This window comes from Paraliobacillus zengyii (assembly GCF_003268595.1).
Classification (GTDB): Bacteria; Bacillota; Bacilli; order Bacillales; family Amphibacillaceae; genus Paraliobacillus_A; species Paraliobacillus_A zengyii.
Genome location: NZ_CP029797.1, coordinates 1,235,316 through 1,261,888, shown reverse-complemented (window position 1 = coordinate 1,261,888; position 26,573 = coordinate 1,235,316). Strand labels below are relative to the sequence as shown.

Sequence of the window (26,573 nt, the reverse complement as noted above, 5' to 3'; positions counted from 1 at the left end):
AACTGTGGTTTATAGATAAGCGGTTCCCCCAGAGGGATCGGCTATCATTTTTCTAGATAGACCTCACCTAAGAACTGATGGGTAAATAGGGAGGTCTATTTTCTATTGATCAACGTTACGATCAATGCGAGTAGTGCAAGCAAGAAGGTGCCAAAGCCAAACAACACCATAAAACTTTCATACATACCCATAGGCATCACCCCCTCTCATTGGGGACTTAGCCGACCTCTCCCTAACAGAACATTATCTTACTAAATTATACCATAAACAAAGATCAAAAAAGGAACTGTTGTTCTTTGTATGAAGATTTTTTATAACAACATAAGTCCTAAGACTTTTCCGCATTTCCACCAATTGCTAAATAAACAACACAAATACTCCCTTGTAAACTATTTACAATAGGTTGCTATCATTATATACTTAAGTCCTCAAATAGGAGATTGTATGTACAAGATTACATTATCTTAATGCAAAGGAGTTATTATATGAAAAAAAACATAACAAATTTTTCTTTTTTAATTCTCTCTCTAATTATTGGTACCCTGATAATCTTTGCTCCAGTAATTATAACGGGACAGGGCTATGATATACAAAGGACCCTAGGCGGACTTTTAATTGCAGAATTTTTAATGAGGACAACCGCAATAATTGTTGGTTTATTGGTAATTTATCACGCTATTAAAACTATAATAATCAAAGAATAATTATACATACTGCATATACTATTAGAAGCCCCCACAATTGTAGGGGCTTCTTTATCTAATCCTATACTATTAATTATTTTCTGACACTGAATACGAAATATTCATCTTCAACAGTTATTGAATTACTTAATGTGCACGCCCTAATGCTATAGTGTATGACGACAGGAAGCAAAGAACCGTCACCTGCTTCCTCACTACAAACTTTTCTGATGTTCGTAACAATACACTTTTCCTTTAAAGCGTTCATTGTCTAAACAATACTGTTTCACCTTTTCGGTAACAGCTTTATCACATACAACACACGTACTTGTTGAAGCAGCGGTTTTAGTAACGTTAGAGGTCACAGCCTTTATCGCTTCATTATGCTGTGCGCGAATCGATTGATCTGTAATGTTTACATCTAGTAAACTTTGATAAATTCGATCGATCTGCTCATCTGTCAAAAGTGGCTTTTTATGTGTAATCTTTTGGACATTCACTTTTCTATAGATAAATTCCGATAATTCAATATCATAAACAATCAAATTATTAGAAGTAATCTTGCGCAATTCCAGCCCTACTTTAAACGTGCAGCGTTTTGTGAACGACACCATCGAAATAATAAGATCCTTATGCTTCACACCCGCTACCTGCAGTAACGCTTTAATATGTCCATAATTCTGATTAAAAGGATTCATGAACTTAAACTTCCCATTTACAAGCCATGTCTTTCTATCTTTTCCACCATAAATTGTTCCTTGATAATTTTTTGTCTCAATTACGAAAATTCCGTAAGGCGTGAGCACTACATGATCTATTTGAGAATAACCAGACTTTGATTTAGAATTCTTAATCATAAGATCATTTACATACCGATATTCTTTCGGCATCTGAGCCAGCTGAATATCAATCTTATGTTCGCCAATCTCGCCTTTAACCGCAGCAAGTTCCTCATTACTTCTATTTGTTGGTGATTTCTTTTTCTTTGGATTTTGCTTCTTTGTTTGTACAGACTTTTTTTCTACTTGCTTCTTTTTCTTGAAAAATTTAAACATTGTCCTGCTCCTTATTATCCAACATTCGATTCTCTAGCCTTTCGTATAAAACCCTTTACTAGTTTAACAGAAAGTTCGAGTTAATAAGTAAAAACTATTACTTTTTCCTTATAAAAAATACGTTATCTAAAATTCAGCTTAATTAACTGGTTTAAGATGGACAGTTCACCACTACCTACTGTTCCAGGTTTAAATTAATAACCAAAAAAAAGAGAAGCTAAATGCTCCCCCCATTTCGAAAACGTCATGCTAATCCACCAAATCTTCTTTTTCGTAGCTGGTATTCTTCCAGGGCAAGTCTAAATTCCTTTTCGGAAAAGTCTGGCCATAGCACATCAGTGAAACAGAACTCCGTGTAGGCCATCTGCCATAATAGGAAATTGCTCAGGCGCTTTTCTCCACCAGTTCGAATAAGTAGGTCTGGATTTGGAATACCAGCTGTATCTAGATACGTTGAAAAATGTTGTTCGTCTACTTCATCAAGAGACAATTTCTCATCGAGTAGATCAGCAAACATACCTTTCATCGCCTGCAGTAATTCATGTTTACTTCCATAATTAAGGGCGAGATTCAGCTGAAGGCCGTCGTTATCTTTCGTAGAGTCAATCGCATATTGTAGCGCTTCACGTGTAGAAATTGGAAGACCTTCCATATTACCGATAACCTCAATACGTACATTATTGGATTTAATCTCTGGCAGATAAACATGCATGAACTCTTTGGGAAGCTTCAATATAAAGTCGACCTCAGGCTTTGGACGCTTCCAATTTTCCGTGGAAAACGTATATAGTGTCAACACCTTGACCTTGCATTTGACAGCTGCCTTGACCACTTTTACAACAACAGATAATCCTTCTTTATGGCCAGCAAACCTTGGCAACCCTCTATTACTAGCCCAGCGCCCGTTTCCGTCCATAATGATCGCGATATGGTCCGGTGTTTGTGCTTCTGTATAATAAAAATTTGTTTCCTCATCTTTTTTCGTTAAAAAAGGAATTTTCATATGGATTGTATCCCCCTAAAATCATTGTTTTGCCTAAATAACAGGTGGAAATCACAACAGCGTATCAGACTTAACATTTACGCCAGATCCTGATCTTCATCGTCACTTCTGTATTCTAAAATGTCCCCTGGTTGGCAATCTAGTGACTTACAAATTGCCTCCAGCGTTGATAATCGAACCGCTTTTGCTTTACCATTTTTTAAAATAGAAAGGTTAGCCATCGTTATCCCAACTCTCTCAGAAAGCTCTGTTACGCTCATCTTCCTTTTTGCCAGCATCACGTCAATATTGATTATAATCATCTATTTTCCACCTCAGACTGTTAAATCATTTTCGGATTTTATGTTGATCGCTTGCTGCAGGAGTCTTTGAAGCGTGGCAACAAATACTGCGACAATCAGCGAAGCACCAGCAATAACCATCCCGAACAATACGAGGCCAGGTGCATCGTCCCACTCCGCTATGATAAAAATCAATGGTAAAGCCATTACATACAAACCAAAAATTAGTTTGGCAGATTTTTTTATCTTCCGCAGCGCGCTCACTGATAATGCTGAGAAAGCCTGGTTCTTGTCAATGTAACTTAAAAGCAGCAAACCTTGATACAACGCAATATAAAATGGTATTGCCGATCCATACATAATAATTAAAATGCCTAATACAACATACCCTAATCCTTCCCCGTTTTGCGCCTGTTCGATGGCTTCCATTGCTATCTTTGGCAATAAAAAGCTACACAAAGCGAGCACTGGAATTCCAATCACAAAAATAGATATCTTTAAAAAAATTGTTGATCCTCGATTCATCACATGCACCTCACCTAGTTATTTTCTATTTGTATCTTAACAAGTTATTTATCGTTTTGCAATAAAATATTATTAAATTACATGTATATTTTGTTGTTTCGGTCAATATATACATATACATGAAGAACAAATTATGCCAAAAAAAAGAAGCTTGAGCACAAGCTTCTCTAAAATTATTTGTCTTGATTAAATTATCGATTCAATCCAAACACGCTAACACTTTATGATTCGTTCTCTGCTATTACTTTTTCAATTGCTTGTACAAACGCCTCTGTAGGCTGCGCGCCATTAAGGGCATACTTATTTTCAATTAAGAAAAAAGGCACACCATTAATGCCATATGCAGTTGCTTGTTGCTCGTCTGCACGTACTTCTACCTTCATCTCATCACTAGCAAGCATATTGGTCACTAATTCTCGATCCAATCCAACTTCAACAGCTAATTCTGTTAATGTATTATGGTCACCAATGTGTTTTGATTCTGTAAAATAAGCATGCAATATTCTCTCAGTCATTTCCTTCATCAAACCATGTTTTTTAGCGAAGACAGCCAGTCGATGGGCATCAAACGTATTGGTTAAAATCAGTGTATCTAAATGGTAATCCAAACCAGCTTCTTTTGCCATCTTAACCATGTTCTGACTGTTTGCTTTTGCCTGCTCTATAGTCATTCCATATTTTTTCGCTAACATTTCATACATATTTTCTTTTATATCTCGTTCCGATGTTGGATCCAACTCGAAACTTCTATAAGTTACTTCAATTGGGTGATCAATTTTTTTAAGAGCATCCTCCAGATGCTTTTTGCCAATATAGCAAAACGGTCAAGCAAAGTCAGTCCACATTTCAATATGCAAAATAATCCCTCCATTTATGTTTATCTATCATCTATTGTACCAAAAGTCTTCAACTTTTAGTTTCAATATGCTCGGTTACTAGCACTGAAGTATGATCTCATTTTTAAAAAAAGGTGTCACATTAACCCTAAACTATAAGTTATTTTTAACCATTTGTTCTGTACTATTTACTTTGAATGGCGTTTTTCGGACTAATATAAAATACGATAAAAATGCTAGCAAGCTTGCCGACAAGATAACAACCCCCATTGGAATTGCTGAATTTTCTCCGGCTATTCCCACTAGTGGAGCAGTTAACGATCCTAGTAAAAATGGCAGTACACCGAGTAATGCAGATGCACTTCCCGCCATATGCCCTTTCGTTTCCATAGCCAAAGAAAAAGCAGACGTTGCAATAATGCTGATCGAGGTTACGAAAAAGAAAATAGGAATGGCAACAGCTATTAATGGTGCTTTTAATAGTAGAGCGATCAGCAATAAAACAGCTGCAGAATTAGAAATAGCTAAACCAATTTTCAAAAAAGCGCGCTCAGAAATAACTGAAACTCGACCAACAATTTGCGTACCTACGATTAGACCCAAACCATTTACACCAAATAACAAACTGAATACTTGTGGCGAAACACCATAGATATTTTGATAAACAAAAGAAATCCCAGATACATATGCGAAGATTCCAGCCATCGTAAAACCTTGCGCAAATGCGTAACCTGTAAATTCACTATCCTTTAATAAGGTGCCAAAATTACCAACTACATTTCTAAAATTACTTGGTATACGCTTTTCCGCTGGTAATGTTTCTTCGAGCTTGAAAGAAACAACTACTATTAAAATCAAACTAACGAAAGCCAAGAAAAGAAAGACCACTTTCCAATTAGCAAAAGTAAGTATAGCACCACCTGCTATTGGTGCAATAATTGGACCAAGATTTCCGACTAACATCAATGTAGCAAAAAATTTCGTAAGTTCCCTTCCACTATAGAGATCCCTAACGATTGCTCTTGAAATAACAAGTCCACCTGCAGCTGCAAAGCCTTGCACGAAACGAGAAGCAAGCAACGCATAGATATTAGGTGCTACAGAACAAACTAATGATGCAAGCAAATACAAGCTTAGAAAAATAAGCAATGGTTTACGACGACCTATCACATCACTCATTGGTCCAATAATCAATTGTCCCGCGCCTAGTCCTAAAAGACACGTCGTTAAACTTAATTGCACTAAAGAAGCAGTTGTATTTAAGTCTCCTACAATAGTTGGAAAGGACGGTAAATATGTATCTATTGTGAAAGGACCCAGTAAAGAAAGCGATCCCAACAATAAAGCTATCTGTAAACGTTTCGTCTTTGTTAATGTATCCAATTTATCAATCACCCTTCATACGTCATGTTGTTTTTATGAGTTAGAAAACCTTCATTCTCTATCCACTTTACATATTGTATTACTTTAGAGAAAAATTTTCACTAATTATGTCTGACCGTTTTATTTTTGAATAAACCAGTACTTTCTGTAAACCATATGTGTAACCAAACAATCCTGTGAGGAGAAACTTTAATGCCAAAAAATAAACAAGCGAAACAAAACGTAGATTATATGGAACCTGAATTTGCTGGTACAGATCCACAAAAAGTTAAAAAAACAAATTCAAAAAGATGTAAAAGACGGCCAAGGTGCAATGACTTCTCGTGAAGCCGGAGGAATGCATGACTAAACACGCATTGATCAAACATGTTGTTTTAACAACAGGACGATATGGAAATAAAAAAATGGTGTCAGGCAACTAAAAAGTGCCTGACACCATTTTTATGCTATTAACAGTCCCCTTAAAAAGAAGGTTTACAGTCCTATCCTTATTTATTAATTCTAGTTCTGTTTTCATGCGCGAGCGTTGTTAGCGCCACATAAATTGGTTGCACGTTAAATTTCTTACCAAATTCAAACGTATAGGTGCTTGTCTCCACATTGTTCGCCCTATAATAAGGTGAAACAATGTAGTGAACGGTGAGTTCACTATCATCAAAGCCTGTTCCACCAGTTTCCAATGTCACATCGAAAATAGCATCAATGCTAATAGAAAGGATTCGTGTTTTCTTTCCTGTTACACCCTGGTGATCAAGCAAGATTAACCGGTTTTCCGTAAATATAAATGTATCTCGAACTAACTTAAATCCCATTTCAATTTGTTCATCAAGCATTAAATACTCACCGTATTGACTATGTAGTTCGTCAATTGTTACCTCAGAGTAATTACCTAATAGACCATCCATAAAACCCATAAACTTCACTCCCTCAAAATAGATATTTCTTCATAGTATCTAGTTTCTACAAAAATCAACAAATTCCTGCCTTTACTTTATTCTGATGATTTACTCAGGACTGACAATAGTATCAGCATCAGGGAAAGCGTTCTTACGAGACTTTCGTACGCTTTCTCCTTTATTCCACTGGGAAAACTTGCGAAAGTATAACGGAACACCTTGCGTAATAGAAAAGTCTGTACTATTCATTGCTTGAATATGAATATGTGGTTGCGTTGAGTTTCCAGAATTGCCACAATTAGCGATGTGTTGTCCTTCTGATATATACTGCCCTTTTTCCACTACAAGTGAATTTAACTGTAGGTGAACAATGGCAATAAATACATCAGAATTGTCTGGTGCAATTATTACGTAATTTCCAGCGATTGTTTCCGGTCCCTTACGAATTCTCTTGCCTTGCCCCAACATATAAGGTATCAATGTTAGAACCGATCGCCGTGCTTCATGATCGGGTTCGCCATTATGAATGCTGACTACTTTTCCAGAAACAGGTGAGACAACCGGCAGACCAAATGCATAGAATATTTCAGGAGACTCGGTCCCTAAATGTGTACGCCAACTTGTGGATGTACTTGATCGATTCTGTTCATCGACTGCAATAAAGTCAATAGCATAACCTACCCCAAACATATCTGTACCATGACTCGGCACCCGCTTTGCTGGGGTAGATCCAACTAACCATCTGCCCACAAAAGGCAGAGACCCAATCACGTCATGACCACTAAGATTACTTGACACAGATGCTTCATTATCATGCATACTAATCACCTTTCCTATCATAGTATCAATCAAAATTGCAAAAGTTCTTTTTTTATAGAATTCTTATTTGGCTTATCTTTTAATCACTACAACTATAACATGGAAATTATTTGAAACACATAAAAATTCTAATTAAAATGGTGGTACTATCCTTTCCATTCCTTCACATAATCTTCTAGCACATTTTTCAATTCTTGACCAATACGCGAATATGCTTCGTCATTTAAATTAGCAAGTGACACTCTGATTGACCATGCTGGTGCTAAGAATCCTTCGCCACCTAATAATACAATCGATGACTTTTCGGCTAAGCGATATAATATGTCTACTGGTTTGTAGTTCTTTTTAAGGTAGTCTGTAAACCCTTCTTCATAATGATGCTTACACCAGATTTCCAAATCAATCTTCGTATAATAGTCAGCCTCGTATGGTAAGTCTTTCTTCGGCAAACCAAGACCTTCATATAATAAATGCATTCTGCGATGTAAAATGTCATTCGTTTTTTGTTTATATACATTTTTCGTATCAAGCACCGCAAAAATTGAAAAAATCGCCATTTGTATTTGTTGTGGTGTCGATAATCCAGCAGTGTGGTTCATTGCGACGTCCCTACTATCCGCTACCATGCGATTGATAAACGTAAGGTTTTCCGGATCCGACGTAAGCGAGGCATATCTTTTATTCAAAACTTCCCTCTCTTCGTCCGGTAACGCTTTAATTAATTGATCAAACACATTCGTTTGATTGATGGCGACAGTTCCTAACCGCCAACCTGTCACACCAAAATATTTTGAAAAAGAATATACGCCAATTGTATTGTAAGGCAAATCCATCATTAATGAACGAAATCCTTCAACAAAAGTCCCGTAGACATCATCGGAAATAATCATCAAGTTGGGATTATCTTGTTTCACAATTTGTATAATCTGTTCGATTGATTCTTTTTTGATCGAAACAGATGGTGGATTGCTTGGATTAACGAGAAAGAGTGCTTTAATATCCTTATCTTTTAACTTTTCTAATTCTTCCTCGGGGTATTGCCACGTGTGATTTCCTTCATCATCTACACCACTTGCTTCTATTCGCACAAGGTGGTAATCATTGTTAGGGAGCTCTGGAATCTCTATGTACGGTGGAAAAATGGGAACCATCACCGCTATTTTCGATCCCTTGGAGAGTAAGTGATTTCTATATAACGTCTCAAAGATATAACACATTGCTGCTGTTGCACCTTCTACAGCAAATAAATCAAATGAAGTCCCTGACACATCTTGCCCACCCATTTCTTTCATTAAAAAATCATGGACAACCTGTTCCGTTCTAACAAGCATTCGATCGGGATTTGGATAGTTATCGCCTATAATGCCATCGACTAATTCATAGACCCATGCATCAGCCTCAAACTGTTTTTGATTAATTCCGTAAGCAATAACTTCTTTCAGCAATGGAATTCCTGGAATACCCTGATTTTCATTCACATAGTTAGAAATTCGTTCCGCAATTCCATCACGATTTGGCATGCCAGCTAAATCGCCTTCATTCCAAACGCTTCTTGATTCGATAACAGCGAATTGTCCAAGTGCAAAAAACGCTTCCCGAGCTGTCGCTGCTATCCAATTCGGATTACCACGCCCCGCATCTAACATCGTTCTCGTTATTCTCTTTTTTCCAATTGCTAGATCAATGAGCTTGTCTTTCAATTCAAACGGACTTATTTTATCTAATTGCTGACTTTCCTTCTTTGGTTCATCCATAACAGATCCTCCTCGTAAACAAACTACTATCTACAAAGAGTATTCCACAATAGAAGTGGATTATAATGGAACGCATATGTTTTTTTGATAATAGTGTGTTTAAGATGACTTATGGACTTTCATCTTGGGCTCAATGCATCTGCAATAATCAGCGTTTTTAATCTTCTTTTGTGACAACTCGCCAACCATGTTCTTCAAGTCGCTCAATATAGACCTCTAAATATTATATTTTACTATCTTCATAGGAAAAGGCTATCTCATTTTTTATTGTCACGCCTACTTAATTTATAATTTTCTAACTGATTACATAGCTTTTCCCATTTCAAAGCATATTCATGGGAAAATCCACACCGTAGTTCACGGTGTGGATTTTCCATTCAGAAATTTGCTTATTTAGATAGTCTTTTGATCGTCATTACTCTTTTTCCTGGGAAGCGCCATTCTCCATTGCATTAGGAATTTAAGAATTTCACCAATGCATGGTTAAATTCTTCTGCATGTGTAGCGTTAAATCCGTGCGGCCCGTCTTTAATTAGTACTAGCTGGCCGCCTGGAATCTGATCATGTGCCCTCTGACCGCTGATTTCAACAGGTACAACCGCATCGGCTTCACCATGGAGTATTAACGTTGGCAAGTTGAATTTCTCCAAATCCCCACGAAAATCTGTATAGCTAAATGCTGAGATGCAATCAAGTGTGCCTTTCGGTGAAGCGAAGGCGGCAATATCGCGATTATACAGACGGAAAGCTTCGGTAACCAAATCAGTTCGATCCCCCGATGCGAAGAAGTTTGTCATAAACGTATCCAGAAACGCCAATCGATCGGCTTTCACCCCGTCTAGAAAACCTTGGATAGTCTCATCATCGAATCCTCCATCCGGGTTATCTGAATTTTTGTGCAGAAACGGAGGAATTGCGCCGGCTAACACCGCTTTTGCCAAACGATCTGTTCCATAAGTGCCGATGTAACGCGACACTTCACCGCCTCCCATAGAAAAACCAACCAGCGTTACATCTTGAAGGTCCAGTTGTAAGATCAATTTATTCAAGTCTGCTGCGAGTGTATCGTAATCGTAACCAGTCCAAGGTTGTGAGGATTGACCGAACCCTCGACGATCATAAGTAATTACTCGATAACCTGCTTCCACCAATGCAGGCACTTGCTTCTCCCAAGATCTTCCGCTGAGCGGCCAACCATGAATCAAGACAACCGGTTTACCCGCTCCTACATCCTCATAGTGAAGCTCAATCTCAATTTCATTTTCATGTCCAACTGTAACCTTTCCCATTTGCTATTCCTCCATTTTTCATCCCTAATTTTATTACAAATATTTCTAATCAATATTAGTCGTTTAAAAATTTTTAATCAACGCGTTTATTGTAAAGAAAATATTAATTTCTTCGACATGGTTCGAAACAGAACAGTGCACGATTCATACATGGTTTAAGGTCTAACGATTAACCTTAATCCTACGCAAAGTGCACTATTATGAAGGTAAACCCTTACATAGCATTGCAAACTAAATTAACAATAATTTCATATTTTTGTTTCAGGGAACAGGGGACGGTTCGGGACCGATGATAAAGTCCAACTTTTTCAAAGTGAAAAAATGCAATTAAAAAACGTGGTCATAGAATCGCTTCTAAACCACGTTTGTCGTGTGCTGAGACATTTAAGTACCCCGAAAATAGACTATTTTTTCACTGGGTCCGTCCGTCCCCTACTTCCCATCCATTAATACATATCCTTCAACATCTTCTTCGCTCTAAACAAGCGTGTTTTTACAGTTGATAGATTTAAATTTAATTGATCAGCTATTTCTTTCAACGATAATTGTTTAAAGTAATAGAGAACAATAACCTCCCTATATTTCGAGGATAGCTGTCTTAGATTGTTTCTAATTTCTTCATGATCACAGTTTGTTATTGCTTCAGATTCAGGCGAACAAATTACATCACTAGTAAATAGCTCTAGGTTCTCCTGAAGCAAATCCTGGTGACGATAATTTTTCCTCAAAAAGTCAATGCAGTGATTACTTGCAACTTTATTTATCCAAGAATGAAAAGAACAATCTCCTTTGAATTTTTCGCGTTTTATATAACATTTAACAAGAATTTCATGGGAAAGGTCCTCTGCTAGATAGCTATCTTTTACATAAGATAGTGCCAGTCTGTAAACCCTGTTCTTATATTCTACATAAAGCTCATTTATTTTTTTCTCCGTCATATGTTGATCAACACTTCCTAGAAAGTAGGAGTGATTTACTATTGTTTTCATATAAAGCCCTCTCCTCATTCTAGAAAGTTTGATTTTATTAGAAGCTTATCTCGGTTACAAAAAAGCATGACTTGCCTTTCAATTTTATCTCAATACTATTTCATGAATATATAATTCATAATTTCCTATTTCTTCAGAGGAATCTTCTAAAGCAATTTGGCCTTCAAAAAGTGTTTCACCAGTGTTCAAGTCTGCAACGACTACATTAGCATCAAGATCCTTGTTCATCTGTGATTCCGCCACATAGATTTTACCATTATTCACCATGATCATTGGGGGTTGAACACCTTCCTCATTGTCACTAGATAGTGGTAGAGTTATTGCCTGGCCTACTTGCTCATCCATTAAATTATAAGGAGTGACTACCAGTTCCTGTTCGGCTACTTTTGTAAAATAAAGCGTCGAACCTTCAAAGAAGCTAAGTTGGTTCTCCTCTAAATTTAATTCTGGTACATCAATGGTTTCTCTTTCTTTCGTTACTAGATTATAGGAAATGATTTCTTGATTCATTTCTACTGTTCTAGAAGATTCCATTTCTTCCATCATTTCTTCTTCTGTTTTCAAAAGAATAATATGTTCATTCGTATTGGTAGGACTTGTTTCAACCAATTGGACATTAGTGTACGTATTACCGTCGCCTTGTGTAACCTGGTAAAGTTCTTCATGACTACTTATCGCTTGATCATCTATATTAATCGTGTAAATATGTTTTTCATCATAGTACTCATCATTTTTCAGGATCGAATTTTGAGTAATTAGGGTTAGCTCATTACCATTTAGTTGAACACTATCAACAGACATATATTCTAAATTTTCACCATTAGGAACCTCTAAGGTGAAGGCATTCGTGTCCACATCTTTTTTATTTAAAAGAGAAACATCAAACTTAAAATCACTTAAGCGCATGGAACCCATCTTATAACTTACATCTCCATAAGCTAAATACTGCTCATCCTCATAAAACAAATCTATCCAGGTCGTTTTACCACGCATAAAGCCTCGATACTCTTCCTGTAATTCCTCGATCATCACATCTGGCTGTCCAATCAATTGATCTAGAAAGGTATAGCCCATGTATGTAGACCCTTCTGTTGTGATAGTTAAGTTATTGCTAACATAACTATTAGTTTCCTCGTAATATCCCTGCAACACCAATGGCTTTATCTCAGCTTTATCACCGCTTACCGTTTTAATCACAAACGTCGGGAATTGTTCCGCTGACAAAGCAACGTTCACATAAAACGTTCCTATACTTAGTACAATAATAGCTGTGGTGGAAATTAATTTCCAGTACTTTTTCATTTTACTCACTCCTTATACCGTGATTTTTTTCTTCAATAAGAATCCGCTCAGCCAAACAGATACTATGATAACAATCAAAACCAGAACAATTTCAATAACAAACAATTCAATTGGATAGAAGAATCCATCTAATACTAAGTCCTGTAAAAGCAATGGCGATATAAATACGCCTACTGCAAGCGCACCGTATACGATTCCTGCGAGGATTCCTTTCCACTTAAAACTTCTTTCCAATAAAATCGCGGTAAAAAGAACACTAACTGCCATTATCCCTGATCCATAATGTATAAAGAATTGTGTGAGACTTTGTGGAATAATGATGTTTAATCCAGTACTTGCCAAAATTTCTGTCAAACTCATATCCAAGCGAAATTCATCTGTTACCATGCCTTTATGAAGCATCATTTCGATTGGTAAAATAATAAGTTGAAAGGCAACCAAACCGAGTGTCATCGTTAAAATCACCGTAAGTTTGGCATAAAGGATATTCAATCTTGTTGTTGGTAGCATTAATAAACGGTAGATAAAGGTATTTTTGCCAAACCAATCACGGTACCAAATCAGAAAGATATAGAATCCTACCCCTGCCGCACATAATGCAATTGGCCCCAAGAACCATAAACTATTAATAACATCAATAAAACTCATCTGGCCAAAGTCTGCTAAAAACTGTTCTTTCGGGATCATCAATTCATAGATTTGTTCATTCGCCTGATCAAGATACTTTCTTGACTGAAAAAACACCCCAGCCATCTGTGCAACAAACGTGATCCCTAATAATACGGCAAATAATTTTACCACACGGTTAAATTCAAAGTTAACGAGCTTTAAATAATTCTTCATCTTTGATACACCTCTCTCATCACATCAATGACAGATTTCCCTTCGTCTTCACGTGCTTCTTCCGCATTAAATTCCTTTGTGACACAGCCGTTATCCAGTAAGACAACTTTATCGATTAAATGTTCAATATCCCCTACTTCATGTGTCGTAATGATAACCCCGCGTCCCTCAATTAAATGACTCGTGAAAACATTGGCAATTTCTTCTCGACTGAACATGTCAATACCGGAAAATGGTTCGTCCATTAATACATAGTCGACATCAAGCGCTAAACCGAGTAACAGATTAACTTTTGCTGTGTTTCCTTTGGATAAGGTTGAAATTCTCTCTTCTTTATTTAGTCGAAAAAAACCTAGTAATTCCGTTGCACGATCTTGATTCCAAGATGTATAAAAGTCATTCATAAAATCCATTGTCTCTGCAATCGTCATATGCGGAAGCATTGTAATTGCATCTGGAATAAAGGTGATTTTCTCAAAGGAGTTTTTATCTAGCGGTTCTCCGTCAATTAAAATCTGCCCTTTGTTAATAGGTGTTAGCGCCATAATTGCATTTAAAATCGTTGTTTTTCCTACTCCATTTATTCCAATCAAACACGTAATTTCACCCTTGTTCGCTGTAAAAGACACGTCTTTTAATATTTTCTTTCTCCCATACTTCTTCTCGATCCCTTTAACTTCAATCATACTTACGCCTCCTCATCATCCGTGTACTTAGATTTAACCAGATCAAGTAATTCATCTACTGGAACATTAATCGCTCGAACCGATGTTACAAACGTATCCACAGCTTCCACCAGCAATTCTTCTCTCACCATACCTAGTGTCTTTTGGTCTGTCGTGATTTTACTTGGAAGATTCTTTTCCGTATAAATCAATCCCTGTTCCTCCATTTCCTTATACGCTCGTTGTGCGGTATTGGGATTAATTTTCATCCGACCAGCCAACTCGCGTCTTGATGGTATTTCATCACCAGGTTCGAATTCACCAATTGCAATTTTCTCTTTAAAATACCGAACAATTTGTAAATAGACTGGATCACGATTATTCAGCTTCACATTCATCAAAACAACTCCTATACACGCTTTTATGCAATCCACTTTTGAAGTGTGTGTATTAATTAGTTCATACACTATTTATATCTGTATTATATGGTTAATACACCTCAGAAGTCAACTACAATTCAAAATTTTATTTTTGAGGAAAAAGAAAACCACTAAATACTCTCTCATCTGCAATTTATAATAATATAAAATCAAAGCCGATCTCCCTAGTTGGAAGATCGGCTTTGATTTTTTCTAAAAAAAATAAATTATTCAAATTTAGGATTGGGTCCGTATCTATTCTCGCCTTGTTCACTATCTAGTAAAGTGAATACAAATAAGATAATAGAACCAATAATCGGGATAAAGCTAATCAAAATCCAAAAACCGCTTCTACCAATGTCATGAAGTCTACGCACGGTAACTGCTATACCTGGTATTAAAACAAATAGAGAATATAACACGGTTAAGACAACAAATAATTCACTGATTGATTGTAAACTTGTAAGGATAATTCCAATAATTGTATTGAATAATGTAAAAATCCAGTATTCTGTCCGTCTTGATCTCCCACTAAACTCTGCATACTTTTTTATTACTTTTACATACCATTCCATTTTCAACCCTCCTTTTTAATTCGCTTTCTACTTAATTATGTACATTATTACTCTAACAAAAATTTAATCAATGATACAACGAAAGGACTGTTCAGGATGGAAAAATCTAGTTGTTATGAAAAAGGATATGGGTTTTTATGTTAAAATGAGTATAGAGTTTGTTAAGAATTTTTCTAAAACTAAAAATCTGGTTAACCTTATACTACGAACACAGCAGGTTACTTAAAGAATTAAAGAGATGAGGTTATTATGTGGGTAGTTATATAAAAGATATGCGAAAACTTATTGGAACGCAGCCTCTCTTTGTAGCTGGAGCAACAGTTGTTGTTTTTAACAAAAAAGGAGAAACTTTACTCCAACAGCGTTCTGATATTAACAAATGGGGATTTCCTGGAGGTGTTATGGAGTATGGAGAAAGTTTAGAGGAAACGGCTATAAGAGAACTATATGAAGAGACTGGCTTAAAGGCTAAAGACATAGAATTTGTTGATATTTTGTCTGGAGAAAAAGAATGCTTCAAATACCCTAATGGTGATGAAATATTTGGAGTAAATGCTGTTTACACAACCTCTAATGTAAGTGGCGAATTATCTATAAATGATGGAGAGAGCACAGATTTGAAGTTTTTCGCACTAAATAAACTCCCTTTCAATTTAATTGAGAAAACACAGTATATAATTAAAATACACTTTTCACAAAATGAGTTATTCTTCAACAAATCAGAGCAATAGCTAGCTAAACAAGTAATTGAAAATGCAATAGCTTCTATCCTGCAAAAGGCAGGTTAATATCAATAGAGAAACATACTGTAGTGGCGTGTTTATAAGTTAGAAGAGGTGTATTAATACATGGGATATTTAATTATATTCGTTATCATAATTATTTATATATTTATAAATAGAGCAATTAAGAAAAGGTTAACTATATCCAGAAGAGGTTTTAGATGGATTCAGCATGAGAATAAATTATTCGCTACGATTTTCTATTGTGGTATTATCGTTTATCTTTCTATTCCATTTATATTTCCTAATGCAAACCTTTTTATCCTAATGCCCATTGCTTTTGCATTATTTGACGTTTTGATGAGCATAGAACAATTTTTATACAAGAAAGAGGAAAAGTTATACTACTATTCATTACTAGATACATTTACTTGGCTTAGTTTAGGTGTTGTTGCTTATATCTTCTTCAGCTAACGGGTAATATGTCGCTGCTCCTATTTCTTATGGAACTAACGTGGCAATAATATTCAATGAATTTGTTGAATTAAATTTAAAGATGGGTTGGGTTTCTATGACTTTTTGGACTTGGTTAGCAATAACTATTGCTTTAATTGGTGGTGTAGTCGCTGCTAATGTTGGAAAGAAGAAGACTGAAAGAAAATATGTTATCGCATTTATTTGGTTTATTGTAGCAGTTATATTACTTTTAATTTGGTGGTTTACACGATCGCCTTTTTAAAATGGGTGTAATATTACGTATACCACTTTATTAAGCGTGGTTTCTCTTTGTATTATTAATGCTCACGAAGATGTATATAGACTAATAACATTAACGAACATTTGCTTGTTGTACGGAGCAATTTAGTGAAATTAGCTGAGGTAAAGAAGAATAAGATGGCAATAAAAATAAGGGGGCAAATAATGAAAAGGATTGTAATTGGTGGATTTATAATGCTTGGTGGCTTATTAGTTACTTTAACAATTATTTTAGCTGGGTCAATTTACGCAACTAATATAACAGAATGGTCTGGTAAGTCGAAATTATGGCATGCAATTTTTGGAGCAGAGCAATATGGCAGTGAAGTTGTACAGTCTTTATTTTTAGGTTTTCCATTTATTGTAGGAGTTCTATTAACTATATTAGGGTTAATAATCTTAGGACAAGAATATTATAAAACATTTAAGGATAAAGCCTAAACTCTTTGAACAAACGCGTGCTATTGTTTAATAAGGACATTCGTTCCTTATGCTAAGGAGGCAGAATAGTTAAATATTTGAGGAGTGATTAAATTGAAAAATTTCTCTTGGATAAGCTACTGGTCATTACTATTAAGCATATTTTCAATGCCATTTTTCTTTGCTTTAATATATGGACTAATAAGAATCCATCCTGATTTCGGTTTTTTTCTTGTTTCATTGTCCATCATTTTATCTTTGATTTTTAGCTTTATAGCTATTTTTAAAGATACAGAAAAAAACTCCATTGCGATTTTAGCGATAATTATCGCATTTGGAAGTGGAGCATTTTTCGTTTTTGCTTTACTTATGTCCCAAATGAGTGGTCCCACTGAATTTTAGAGGACAATATAGCCAAGATAAAAAGGAGAATTTTAGTGAAATTATTAAAATCCAAAATCTTTTGGGTGTCTTTCATCCTTATTGGTAGTTTTGTTTTCTTTTTTAATTATGGAACACCCTAGAGTTTATATAAATACAACAAGGAATTTGAAAACCATTTAGAGAATGAATACCAAAGTGATTTTATAATCAGTGATATCTCCTATGACCTTATCCATAATACCTATCAGGCACGAGCATACGAAATAAATCAACCAGACATTCAATTCTATGTAGGGCAAAATATTGGGAATAAACAAATTACGGATGGATACGAATTTGAAAGTTTCAAAAAAACGGCAATAGAAGACGTAACAGCTATAGTACAGGAATACATACCAGAATATACAAAAGTAAATGTCGAAGTAATTTTGACAGAAACAAAAGAAATAGAAGTGAATATTTGGGTCAATAGTGATGTTGATGATGAATTGAAAAACAAAATAATAACTGAAATTGATAATCGTGAATACATCACTAATCAACTTTTCTTTAACAAGAACAATAATTAAGCGTATTTAATGTTTAAGAGAAGATCATGAAAGGAGTTTTTGTATGGATATTAATAATCCAGCAGGTTTTGGGAATAGGTTTGTAGCAAGAATATTAGATTTAATTATTATATTTATAGTGACAGGGTTCATCTCGCTACTTATATATGGAGAATTTTATAATGATACTAATTTTCGTCCGATTGATATATTAGGATTCATCTATGCCCTGATAATACCTGTTTTCTGGTATGGATACACATTAGGTAGAAGAATGGCAGGAAATCGCATTGTCAGAGTCGATGGGGAAAAAGTTGGAATTGGCACAATGATATTAAGGGATATAGTTGCAGGAATAGCCTATATTCTAACATTAGGAATAGGATTGATTGTAAGTGCCTTTATGGTAGGGCTAAGAGAAGATAAACGTGCAATTCACGACTTTATTGCACAAACGTATGTTACAACAAACCCACCAAATAAAGGGGGCTAATAGTAGAATAAGCTACCGCCGCCATTTTTAAGTTTTTAGCATCTTATTTTAAAAATAGGATTGTAGTAATTGGCAAACTATTGTTAGTTCAACAAGGATATCTTAGTTTTCAACCGTATAATGTAGTTATACAAATCACTAACTAATTCAAGTACAATTCTTCACAACCTTATTTTATCAAGGAGTCTTAATTGTTTTTTTCTCAGATGTGATACTAAAGAAATTAAGAATTAGTATATAAAACGGATACATTATCAACCCTCCAATTATTGAAAGACCAGAGGCAGGGTTAGGATCGTCACCACCGTAAGTTATCGGGAATAAAGTTGTGAAAATATAAATGAAAAGCACAAAATATGGTATCCATAAAATGATAGTCCAAAGGTTTGCTTTTCGCCCATTTAACCATTTTTTTGTTAAGAAATAAAGAATTATTGTGCCAATGATTACTTCAATTAGAAGAATAACACCAGTTAATATATTAACCGTGCCTATTTCCCAATTTGTTAGTCTACTTATTCTATAAACATTCACCATAAGTTGAACTGGAATAAATACCATTAAAGCATATAGAATACTAATAGCATTTAACTTCAAGAAATATTTCATTTTATCCCCCCAATTATATTAATCTCTTCTTGAACAATCCTGCTAGTTAGTTTAACAATGGCAGCATCTTGCACCCGTTATTTCAAGTACATTTATTCACAATATCAGAAACTGATTGAATAAAGATGTCTGGTCTATCAATATGTATAGAATGGCTTGAGCTTCGTGCGAATACAATAATGCTATTGTTAGAGATTTTTCCTTGTTTTATAATGAGTTCTTGCCATTTTTCTTCAAAGATCCGTAGTTTTTCTTCTGGTAAACCACTTTGAGCTTCCATCTTAATGCTAAACTCTTTATCTCTCCCTATAACAATAAGTGGTACATGAAGAGTTGTTTCTAAGGACTTAATCACCTTGGCATCTTGTTTCCAATTACTTATTTCAGAATACATTGCTTTGTATAAAGAAGGTCTTACTTGAAAATCTAATAATCGTTGTTTAATCTCTTTAGGAACTAAATTTAGCTTTTCAGAAAGAGTAGGATTTACTATTCCCCTTAATTGTTCTTGTTCCATTGAAGCATATGTTTTACATTTCTCTAACCAAATTTTATCAGTCTCATCTTCATCCAATACAGGTAAATCTAACGTGTCTAATTCCTCTAAATCCACAGAAGTTGAATCCACTAATACGATTCCTGCAACTTTTTTAGGATAACTTTTAACAAAATGTTGTACACACAGCCCACCATATGAATGATCAACCAATATAATTTGCTCGATAACTCCAAGAACTGACAGTAAATCATTCAATTCTTCAACAACAGCCTCGGTATTACGAACTTCATTACTAATTTCACTTTCTCCAAGTCCAGGTCGATGAAACATAACCACTCTATTTGTTTCACCTAAAGCCTGTGTAATGTTGTACCACTCATCAAAGGAGCAGCCCATCCCTGTTAGAATGACAATTACTTTCCCTTTGTTACCTTTCCTAAGTATCTCTATCTTCTTTTGTTTTACTTGTAAAATTGAAATGATGATTATTCCTCCTAAATACCTTTCTTCAACTTCTGCCTCTTTAGCACAAGAAGCGACTATTCTTGCTCAACAATCGCAACCGGCAGTTTAAGTACATCAATTCACGATATAAATAGAAATTAGACCTTTAACTTAAAGAATTGCGCTCTTTTGTTAAATACAGCACTACATTAATTTAGAACCTCAAATAAATTCAATTTTTTATTTATCCATGACTTATATTTAGCAGTTTCATATAGTGAATTATCAATTTTTGTTTTCTTTATATTTAACATTTCAAATATTTCTCTTTCAACATCTCTTCTTGCTTCCAACACTTTAATTGTACCTTCTAAACCGTTATACCCGTTTATTTTCCCATAACCTTGATTTGTATAATACTCAATAAATCCAGTAGACCATTCTTTTGGTCTTTCATTAAATACCTTTTTGAATGAGAATTCTAAATCATCTTGCTCTATATAAAACAATACTGGGTTTAATTTTTCTATGATTTTCGCTAATGCACTGACATAACTTATAACTTTTTCCTTTTGCTCACCATATTTAACCATTACGATTGTTAAAGGGTTTTGTATGAAGCAGCATTCGAAAATATAAGTTTTATTTTCGTTGTTGGCTTTATCTGCAAAATCCCTCCATTTTTCAGTTATTAGTTCAAGATTCTTTTCTAATGGCAATTCATATATGTCATTTTTTAAAATGGTATTTAATAAACCATCAGGAAAATTAGATCCATATTCATTTTTAATTTTTCTATATGGCAATAAATAATTGTTGCCTCTCTTCGTAACGCTATCATTAATTACTTATCTAAAAATACCACTATTCACTAACATACTTTTGAATTCAGATTTATTAAAACAAGACACTCCTTCATAATCAGCAGGGTGGTCGAGATTTCCTTCAAGAAATAACTCCACGTCAATATTTTTTTCAATTAGAATATCGTATAGTAAGTTTGCAGTGGTGGATTTCCCGAATCCAGGAAGCCCTTCTACTATTATCAATTTTGTATTCAAAAAATCTGCCCCTTTCAATGACAAAATAAAGGATTTTAATTTAAAATAATTGTCCACTGAACTCGCACCTAATAATCAATATTATAGTAATTTTACAATTCAGTTTAATTTCAACTGCTTCGTTAGTTCTGCAATGTCAACGACAGCTTGTTCCACTAATGCAACCGTTCCCATTAGTGAAACAAGACTTAACAACTGACTATACCAAATATAGCTTTAAATGCTTTACGGTTTTTCTTTTGTCTTTTAATACCTTCTTTTAAATCTAATATTACAACGGTTGTACCAATCCAAATTCTTAAATACAAGGAGAAGAAATTTATTGGACCTTTTATTCCTTTCTCCTCATATTCCGTGCCATCTTCTAATTCTGTTTCAGTCCTAACTAACCACTTGTTTCCTATTCCAAATTCAATGAATTTCAAAATCTGCTCACCCCAATGACCGAACAATATTATTTTTTTCATCATTAAGCCCTTATTCCCTTATTCAACATTACTGCCAGTTACTTTAATTACTTTAGTTCACATATTAATTTTAACATAAAATTACAATAATTATTCCAGTACATAAAAATAGGGCCGTCATAATCGACGACCCCTTGTTTAACTCTTGCATCCGTTAGTTAAACAATTTAATTATGAAAAAAATATTTTTTTATAAAATGTCTTTTGCATCAGAAGGCAAATATCTTACATGTTTAAGGAATTTCGTCATATTCTTATCATCATCAATTGGATATGTGAATGATAGGTTATCTGCAACATCCACTGCTAAAGTTCTAAACAACTCACATGTGAGAATTATGGAATCCCAAAAATTCTTATAGTTACTATCAGAATAAGTATTTACATACATCTCCAAATATGGTTCTGGAAGATAATTTTTAAAATATTTTCCCATCTTACCTGTTGAGACTTGAAAGTTATATCTTGTTCCAATCCACCATGATACCATTTCATCAAGTGATGCCCTCGTGGTATATTCAAACATTAATTTTGCATATGGCAATTCGTCTCGCCAAATTCCTTTTGCAACGTTTTGTAAACACCACCAAAAATTATTAGTACAACTCACAAACATTGATTCCGAAGGCTTTTTCACTTGATAGTCAATATCTGTAGGCGGAGGAATGATTGGTAAAAGGTTGTCCTTATCTAATAATGGAACCGTAAGTTTATCACTGACATAACCATTAATCATTGAATCTTTTGTTTTGATATGAAGGTCAATTCGACTTCCGTCAGTAAGAAGCATTAAATATCCATATGAACTTTCAAAATTCCTATCAAACCCAAATCGCTTATCCATTTTGTCAGGTTCTTGAAGCATTATTAAATCCCCGAAAATCTTAATCCAATTTGCATCTTCTATAAAAGATGCTGTTTCCGTCACTACAAATACAATATCATAATCTTGAAAAATATCTTTCGGAACATTAGGGTTAGTTCTGGAACCGTTCATATATACTGCTCGGATTCGTTCATCCTGTTCTGCTACCTTTAATATTAAATCAAACATCTCTTTTTCACTTCTCACGAATTTTCATCCCCTGTAAACAGAAAGTTTCTTTCATGCATGCAAATTCGGTACAAAAATCATTGAAAATTAATATAATTTCTTTTACTTAAACTGCTGCTTTAGTGGAACAATGGCGCAAATCCTTATTGAAGTAAGCATCCGTTAGTTTAAGTACATTTCTTCACAACCTTCAACCAACTTTAATTCCAAAAGCAATCCATCTTCCGTCTATATCTTCAACTACGAATTCTTTATTATTGTAATCTGTATTAGTTAAGGAATTGACTATCTTAACATTAGAACTAACCAGTTCTTCTTGAAGTTCTTCTTGATTTTTTGTAATAAAGTAAGCATCATACCCATATCCATATAAGTCTCTATTTGGAATTACCTTTTGTCCATTAGTTTTGATTAAGATTATCTCTGTTGCATCACGATACAAACAAATATGGGGTTCATTCGCTTTCAAATAGTGAACAACCTTAAATCCCATTTTCTGTTCATAAAAATTTGCGGTTTTTATTATATCCTGTGTTGGAAATATACAGTGTGACTCTATTAAAAGGTTCTTCATTTTCTATCTCCCTAAATATTGGTTAGTTTTTAACAACTTTTGTTGATTCCTTAATTGACTATCCTGCCCGTTAATTTAACAATGGAAGCGATAGCTTATTCCACTATTGCCACCCATCAGTAAAAAAACAACTGAATTTCATCCTATAAATTTTTAACCATAATCAAACATGGGTTTTCTTCACCCCAAATTTCATTGATTTCTTCTAATGGATAAAAACCAGTTTTATAATAGAATTCTCTTGTACTCTTATAATTTTTGTCTGGATGTGAGTCACCTAAAGTCTTGACCATAAAGAATTTAATATTATTCTTAATTAAACTTTCTTCTACAGTTTCTAACAACTTTTTTCCAATACCTCGATTTTGATACTCTGTTAAGATTCCCATTACGTATATCTCTGAAGTGTACTTATTAATAGGTTTGACGCTTATAAATCCGACTGGTTTATCTGAGAGGTAATAAACATAAAAATCTGTACTTATTACTTCATTTTCGTATTTGACAATAGCTTCTTCAATACCAAACCATTCTGGTAGTTGCCTCAGTATATAATTTGTAATTTTAGACTTTTCTTCAGCAATAAAATTATTATTATTAATACTATTAATGAAATTTGTAATCGCACTTTTTCACCTCGTTCCTCTGTCAATTAATACCTCAATCCGATTAGCTTAATCCATCTTCAAAATAAGTTCCCGTTTGTTGAATAACTTGTTTATGATTTTCACATATTCTTTGAGTTCACATTACGTTCATTTCCTCTTTTAAAATTTCCTGTTATCTTTGCCAATATCAGTTGAACTTCTTTTTCATCATCAGCTATTTTAATTTTCTCTAATATTTTTTCAGCGTCTTTATCTTTTAATATTTTTACTTGTTTTCCATTATAATTGATAAGAATAGTATTATTTTTGGTAACCTTGTAGCTAAATGGTGCTTCATCTAATCGATTTCTTTTATCAATATTACCCATTTTATAACCCTCCTCTCATAATTATCACCCCATAAAACATCTGTTACCATTATTTTACCATATAATATTATTATCTTATTAAACTCTTCAGTTCGAAATATAGTCTATACCCCTTGTTCCAGATAAGCACCCGTTAGCACAACAATAAAAGTCATTATGTTATTTGAAGATTTAGTTCTATCTCTTCTCAATTATATTTAGCGATCCAATCCAAAAATTTCATCCTGTTCAGAGAAGAGATAATTAAAAATAGACAATGCTTGACTGTAAACTCTTTCAAGTCTATCAAGATTAAGCCTGTCACCATCTTTAAACTGATATATTCCCTTCCCTAATTCAAAGTGAATTCCTATATATGATTATGAGCAATCTATTCTTGTATAAGTGAATATCGGATATATTTTTCTAAGAAATGAATCGGAACTAACATTAGGAGTGATATGAAGATTGATATAGCTAAAGGTGCAGACAAGTATTTAATCATTAAAATCATATACAATGCAGTAGGTATTACTATCATATAGTTAACCAACGATTTCTCTGACTCCCTGTGTTTAAAGATTAGGTTAACCCATGCAATTTGAAACATTATAAGGATAAACACATAAAAAATATATTTGAGTTCCCATAAATTTAATCCCCACAATGTGATAGCTAAGCCAATAGTTAAAAATACATAGGCTAATAAAAATCAGTTTTTCACATTCATATTTAATAATCTTTCCACTTTTATACCCCCTAATGTTAAAGTAAGATTTTCAACAAACCTGCCCTATAGTTGTACAAGGGTGCAATTCCTTATTAAACGAAAGCACCAGTTGGTGAAAAAGAAAACTACACATTATCTCGCTAAGAATTCCATTGTTTTTCTCCACGAAAGGGAGATGTGAAAAAAACTAACCTATATATATACAATTTACCATTAATCCCGTCAAGTGACATAAGTATGCCGATAACTAACAAACCACCTGCTGCGGACCACCATTTTTATTTATCACCAATAGTTTTCCATCCTTCACACATATTCCATATACACCAAAAGCCCTATGATATTTTTTATTAGACACAAAAAACACCCCCAATTTTTCTAATAACTAATTAAACATTCCTGCTGTTATAGTTGAACAAGGATTCGACTGCTTATTCAACTTTTGCACCCGTTAGCACAATAAGCACTGGTGCTTCTAGTTGCTAGTTTAGTTGAATATGAACTTATTTCCCTTCATTTTTATCATCTTCATGTATGAAATGCTTTATTTTATTTTCCTTAATTCCTAATTCTTTTTTTATCTCCGATAAGTCTTCGAGAATTGTATTTGTGTTAATCCAAGCTTTAATAGAACCAATAATTGCTAAAATCATAGCAATTATAATAATTATATTTATAATAATAATCACCACCAATACACCACATAATTTATTGTTACATTTTACCATAAAAATGTTAAGCCTTATTGAACATAACTGCCCGTTTGTACAAGAAGGGACTGGTCTTATTGAACATTCGCACCTGATAGTTTAAGATAAATTTTTTATGGTTCACTAATTCCCATTGCTAGTAATAAAAAGAACGTAAAAATCAAAACAAATCCATTACCTAATAAGGCGATCATTAAAAGAATAAGGCGTTTAGACATTAACCAAGAGAATATAGCAGATAAAATACCAACAATCGATAAAATGCTAAAAATGGTAATACCAAAGTAAATATCAGCATTTGGGCCTCTTTGGATATAGAAAAATATGATACTTGTTATCACTGTTAATATAGATGTAAAGCCTAAAATATCTCCTGCTTTTCTCTTATGCAAAACAATATCCTTCCTCATTTATTCACTTATCCTGTTTAATAATCCTACCATTTAGCACTATAAGCGATATAAATTGCTAAAATGACAACTTCTTCTTTCATTAATGCATCCGTTAATTTAATAAGATTTTCTAATGAAGTCCATACTTTAATATCTGATGTCTAATTACCTCGTTGCCAAATGTGAACCATAATAAAAGCAATAAAACTATTACACCCATTACAAAACTAAACCAAGCAAAGTATTTATTTTCTTTATTTATAATGGGAAAAAGGACAATTAGCAACACTCCGAAAGCAAGTGTAAGCACAACTGATAGTTGCCCAGTTAATGTTTCAAAAACCATATAATCCCTCCCTTATTCAATCTGTTTCTTTACACACAATAGGAACTGCTGAAACGACAATTACTTCTTCAACTCTTGCACCCAATAGTTGA

General features: G+C 34.2%; 38 protein-coding genes and 1 pseudogene. 10 read left to right on the top strand and 29 right to left on the bottom strand.

Going from position 1 to position 26,573, the window contains the following annotated elements; all coding sequences use genetic code 11:
* Positions 1-95: 95 nt before the first annotated feature.
* Positions 96-185 (bottom strand): putative holin-like toxin, encoded by a 90-nt coding sequence (locus DM447_RS06390; RefSeq protein WP_255421373.1) that lies wholly within the window; start codon positions 183-185, stop codon positions 96-98.
* A 300-nt stretch (positions 186-485) separates the two neighbouring features.
* Between DM447_RS06390 and DM447_RS06385 the strand changes: the two genes are divergently transcribed.
* Positions 486-704, top strand: a complete 219-nt coding sequence (locus DM447_RS06385; protein ID WP_112180419.1) for a hypothetical protein — start codon at positions 486-488, stop codon at positions 702-704.
* 194 nt (positions 705-898) lie between these two features.
* Here DM447_RS06385 and DM447_RS06380 read toward each other — a convergent pair whose 3' ends face one another.
* The 6 genes from DM447_RS06380 to DM447_RS06355 all read right to left on the bottom strand — a co-directional run bounded on the left by DM447_RS06380 (position 899) and on the right by DM447_RS06355 (position 5,766).
* Positions 899-1,738: a nuclease-related domain-containing protein gene (locus DM447_RS06380; protein ID WP_112180418.1), complete on the bottom strand. Its 840-nt coding sequence runs from the start codon at positions 1,736-1,738 to the stop codon at positions 899-901.
* A gap of 244 nt (positions 1,739-1,982) precedes the next feature.
* Positions 1,983-2,747 (bottom strand): undecaprenyl pyrophosphate synthase, encoded by a 765-nt coding sequence (locus tag DM447_RS06375; protein ID WP_112180417.1) that lies wholly within the window; start codon positions 2,745-2,747, stop codon positions 1,983-1,985.
* Positions 2,748-2,818: 71 nt separating this feature from the next.
* A complete protein-coding gene (locus tag DM447_RS06370) occupies positions 2,819-3,043 on the bottom strand; it encodes a helix-turn-helix domain-containing protein (RefSeq protein ID WP_112180416.1) in 225 nt (74 codons plus the stop codon).
* Between the two features lie 12 nt (positions 3,044-3,055).
* Positions 3,056-3,547: a DUF2975 domain-containing protein gene (locus DM447_RS06365; protein WP_112180415.1), complete on the bottom strand. Its 492-nt coding sequence runs from the start codon at positions 3,545-3,547 to the stop codon at positions 3,056-3,058.
* Positions 3,548-3,768: 221 nt separating this feature from the next.
* The gene (locus DM447_RS06360) at positions 3,769-4,359 is read right to left on the bottom strand and encodes a DsbA family oxidoreductase (RefSeq protein WP_277871511.1); all 591 of its coding nucleotides are present in this window, start codon (positions 4,357-4,359) and stop codon (positions 3,769-3,771) included.
* A 177-nt stretch (positions 4,360-4,536) separates the two neighbouring features.
* On the bottom strand, positions 4,537-5,766 hold the full coding sequence (locus DM447_RS06355; RefSeq protein WP_112180414.1) for a Bcr/CflA family multidrug efflux MFS transporter: 1,230 nt from the start codon (positions 5,764-5,766) through the stop codon (positions 4,537-4,539).
* Between the two features lie 192 nt (positions 5,767-5,958).
* Here DM447_RS06355 and DM447_RS18645 point away from each other — a divergent pair, with 192 nt between their 5' ends.
* Positions 5,959-6,093 carry a hypothetical protein gene (locus tag DM447_RS18645; protein ID WP_255421374.1) on the top strand — a complete coding sequence of 45 codons (135 nt, stop codon included), beginning with the start codon at positions 5,959-5,961 and terminating at the stop codon, positions 6,091-6,093.
* Between the two features lie 161 nt (positions 6,094-6,254).
* Here DM447_RS18645 and DM447_RS06350 read toward each other — a convergent pair whose 3' ends face one another.
* The 10 genes from DM447_RS06350 to DM447_RS06305 all read right to left on the bottom strand — a co-directional run bounded on the left by DM447_RS06350 (position 6,255) and on the right by DM447_RS06305 (position 15,317).
* Positions 6,255-6,680, bottom strand: a complete 426-nt coding sequence (locus tag DM447_RS06350) for a PH domain-containing protein (protein WP_112180413.1) — start codon at positions 6,678-6,680, stop codon at positions 6,255-6,257.
* 90 nt (positions 6,681-6,770) lie between these two features.
* Complete coding sequence (locus DM447_RS06345) at positions 6,771-7,502, bottom strand: M23 family metallopeptidase (protein ID WP_241964568.1); 732 nt, start codon at positions 7,500-7,502, stop codon at positions 6,771-6,773.
* Between the two features lie 125 nt (positions 7,503-7,627).
* Positions 7,628-9,235, bottom strand: coding sequence for an aspartate 4-decarboxylase (gene aspD / locus DM447_RS06340; RefSeq protein ID WP_112180411.1), 1,608 nt, complete (start codon positions 9,233-9,235; stop codon positions 7,628-7,630).
* 452 nt (positions 9,236-9,687) lie between these two features.
* Entirely contained in the window at positions 9,688-10,524 is an 837-nt protein-coding gene (locus DM447_RS06335) for an alpha/beta fold hydrolase (RefSeq protein ID WP_112180410.1), read from the bottom strand.
* A gap of 446 nt (positions 10,525-10,970) precedes the next feature.
* Positions 10,971-11,513: an RNA polymerase sigma factor gene (locus tag DM447_RS06330; RefSeq protein WP_157967354.1), complete on the bottom strand. Its 543-nt coding sequence runs from the start codon at positions 11,511-11,513 to the stop codon at positions 10,971-10,973.
* Between the two features lie 84 nt (positions 11,514-11,597).
* The gene (locus DM447_RS06325; RefSeq protein WP_112180408.1) at positions 11,598-12,815 is read right to left on the bottom strand and encodes a hypothetical protein; all 1,218 of its coding nucleotides are present in this window, start codon (positions 12,813-12,815) and stop codon (positions 11,598-11,600) included.
* A gap of 12 nt (positions 12,816-12,827) precedes the next feature.
* Positions 12,828-13,658 carry a hypothetical protein gene (locus tag DM447_RS06320; RefSeq protein ID WP_112180407.1) on the bottom strand — a complete coding sequence of 277 codons (831 nt, stop codon included), beginning with the start codon at positions 13,656-13,658 and terminating at the stop codon, positions 12,828-12,830.
* Positions 13,655-14,344, bottom strand: a complete 690-nt coding sequence (locus DM447_RS06315) for an ATP-binding cassette domain-containing protein (protein ID WP_112180406.1) — start codon at positions 14,342-14,344, stop codon at positions 13,655-13,657. The genes DM447_RS06320 and DM447_RS06315 overlap by 4 nt, the downstream gene beginning before the upstream one ends.
* Positions 14,345-14,346: 2 nt before the next feature.
* Positions 14,347-14,721, bottom strand: coding sequence for a GntR family transcriptional regulator (locus DM447_RS06310; protein WP_112180405.1), 375 nt, complete (start codon positions 14,719-14,721; stop codon positions 14,347-14,349).
* Between the two features lie 248 nt (positions 14,722-14,969).
* Complete coding sequence (locus DM447_RS06305) at positions 14,970-15,317, bottom strand: DUF805 domain-containing protein (RefSeq protein WP_112180404.1); 348 nt, start codon at positions 15,315-15,317, stop codon at positions 14,970-14,972.
* A gap of 272 nt (positions 15,318-15,589) precedes the next feature.
* On the opposite strand from DM447_RS06305, the gene DM447_RS06300 reads away from it, so the two are divergent.
* The 7 genes from DM447_RS06300 (at position 15,590) to DM447_RS06280 (ending at position 18,640) form a co-directional block, all read left to right on the top strand.
* On the top strand, positions 15,590-16,048 hold the full coding sequence (locus DM447_RS06300) for an NUDIX hydrolase (RefSeq protein WP_198663158.1): 459 nt from the start codon (positions 15,590-15,592) through the stop codon (positions 16,046-16,048).
* A 117-nt stretch (positions 16,049-16,165) separates the two neighbouring features.
* A complete protein-coding gene (locus DM447_RS06295; RefSeq protein ID WP_112180402.1) occupies positions 16,166-16,513 on the top strand; it encodes a DUF4181 domain-containing protein in 348 nt (115 codons plus the stop codon).
* 40 nt (positions 16,514-16,553) lie between these two features.
* Complete coding sequence (locus DM447_RS18320; protein ID WP_117149137.1) at positions 16,554-16,778, top strand: hypothetical protein; 225 nt, start codon at positions 16,554-16,556, stop codon at positions 16,776-16,778.
* Positions 16,779-16,960: 182 nt separating this feature from the next.
* Entirely contained in the window at positions 16,961-17,236 is a 276-nt protein-coding gene (locus DM447_RS06290; protein ID WP_112180401.1) for a hypothetical protein, read from the top strand.
* A gap of 93 nt (positions 17,237-17,329) precedes the next feature.
* Positions 17,330-17,617: a hypothetical protein gene (locus tag DM447_RS06285; RefSeq protein WP_112180400.1), complete on the top strand. Its 288-nt coding sequence runs from the start codon at positions 17,330-17,332 to the stop codon at positions 17,615-17,617.
* 410 nt (positions 17,618-18,027) lie between these two features.
* On the top strand, positions 18,028-18,168 hold the full coding sequence (locus DM447_RS18315) for a hypothetical protein (RefSeq protein WP_162632604.1): 141 nt from the start codon (positions 18,028-18,030) through the stop codon (positions 18,166-18,168).
* A gap of 43 nt (positions 18,169-18,211) precedes the next feature.
* The gene (locus tag DM447_RS06280; RefSeq protein ID WP_112180399.1) at positions 18,212-18,640 is read left to right on the top strand and encodes an RDD family protein; all 429 of its coding nucleotides are present in this window, start codon (positions 18,212-18,214) and stop codon (positions 18,638-18,640) included.
* Between the two features lie 177 nt (positions 18,641-18,817).
* Here the strand turns inward: DM447_RS06280 and DM447_RS06275 are convergent, their stop codons facing one another.
* Entirely contained in the window at positions 18,818-19,249 is a 432-nt protein-coding gene (locus tag DM447_RS06275) for a hypothetical protein (protein WP_112180398.1), read from the bottom strand.
* Between the two features lie 82 nt (positions 19,250-19,331).
* Positions 19,332-20,144 carry an alpha/beta fold hydrolase gene (locus DM447_RS06270; RefSeq protein ID WP_232824179.1) on the bottom strand — a complete coding sequence of 271 codons (813 nt, stop codon included), beginning with the start codon at positions 20,142-20,144 and terminating at the stop codon, positions 19,332-19,334.
* A gap of 10 nt (positions 20,145-20,154) precedes the next feature.
* Here DM447_RS06270 and DM447_RS18310 point away from each other — a divergent pair, with 10 nt between their 5' ends.
* Positions 20,155-20,322 (top strand): hypothetical protein, encoded by a 168-nt coding sequence (locus DM447_RS18310; protein ID WP_162632602.1) that lies wholly within the window; start codon positions 20,155-20,157, stop codon positions 20,320-20,322.
* Positions 20,323-20,401: 79 nt separating this feature from the next.
* On the opposite strand, the pseudogene DM447_RS06265 reads toward DM447_RS18310, so the two are convergent.
* From DM447_RS06265 to DM447_RS06220, 10 genes and pseudogenes are all read right to left on the bottom strand, one after another.
* Positions 20,402-21,253: pseudogene (locus DM447_RS06265) on the bottom strand (P-loop NTPase family protein).
* 188 nt (positions 21,254-21,441) lie between these two features.
* A complete protein-coding gene (locus DM447_RS06260; protein WP_112182680.1) occupies positions 21,442-21,678 on the bottom strand; it encodes a DUF3977 family protein in 237 nt (78 codons plus the stop codon).
* 232 nt (positions 21,679-21,910) lie between these two features.
* A complete protein-coding gene (locus DM447_RS06255) occupies positions 21,911-22,792 on the bottom strand; it encodes an aminoglycoside 6-adenylyltransferase (protein ID WP_112180396.1) in 882 nt (293 codons plus the stop codon).
* A 172-nt stretch (positions 22,793-22,964) separates the two neighbouring features.
* Positions 22,965-23,348: a VOC family protein gene (locus DM447_RS06250; RefSeq protein WP_112180395.1), complete on the bottom strand. Its 384-nt coding sequence runs from the start codon at positions 23,346-23,348 to the stop codon at positions 22,965-22,967.
* A gap of 143 nt (positions 23,349-23,491) precedes the next feature.
* Positions 23,492-23,896, bottom strand: coding sequence for a GNAT family N-acetyltransferase (locus tag DM447_RS06245; RefSeq protein ID WP_332871749.1), 405 nt, complete (start codon positions 23,894-23,896; stop codon positions 23,492-23,494).
* A gap of 179 nt (positions 23,897-24,075) precedes the next feature.
* Complete coding sequence (locus DM447_RS06240; RefSeq protein ID WP_112180393.1) at positions 24,076-24,324, bottom strand: hypothetical protein; 249 nt, start codon at positions 24,322-24,324, stop codon at positions 24,076-24,078.
* Between the two features lie 197 nt (positions 24,325-24,521).
* The gene (locus tag DM447_RS18815; protein ID WP_422385914.1) at positions 24,522-24,671 is read right to left on the bottom strand and encodes a hypothetical protein; all 150 of its coding nucleotides are present in this window, start codon (positions 24,669-24,671) and stop codon (positions 24,522-24,524) included.
* Between the two features lie 865 nt (positions 24,672-25,536).
* Positions 25,537-25,761, bottom strand: coding sequence for a hypothetical protein (locus tag DM447_RS06230; RefSeq protein WP_162632601.1), 225 nt, complete (start codon positions 25,759-25,761; stop codon positions 25,537-25,539).
* Positions 25,762-25,856: 95 nt separating this feature from the next.
* Complete coding sequence (locus tag DM447_RS06225) at positions 25,857-26,135, bottom strand: hypothetical protein (protein ID WP_232824177.1); 279 nt, start codon at positions 26,133-26,135, stop codon at positions 25,857-25,859.
* A gap of 130 nt (positions 26,136-26,265) precedes the next feature.
* Positions 26,266-26,481: a hypothetical protein gene (locus DM447_RS06220; protein WP_112180390.1), complete on the bottom strand. Its 216-nt coding sequence runs from the start codon at positions 26,479-26,481 to the stop codon at positions 26,266-26,268.
* Positions 26,482-26,573 lie beyond the last annotated feature (92 nt).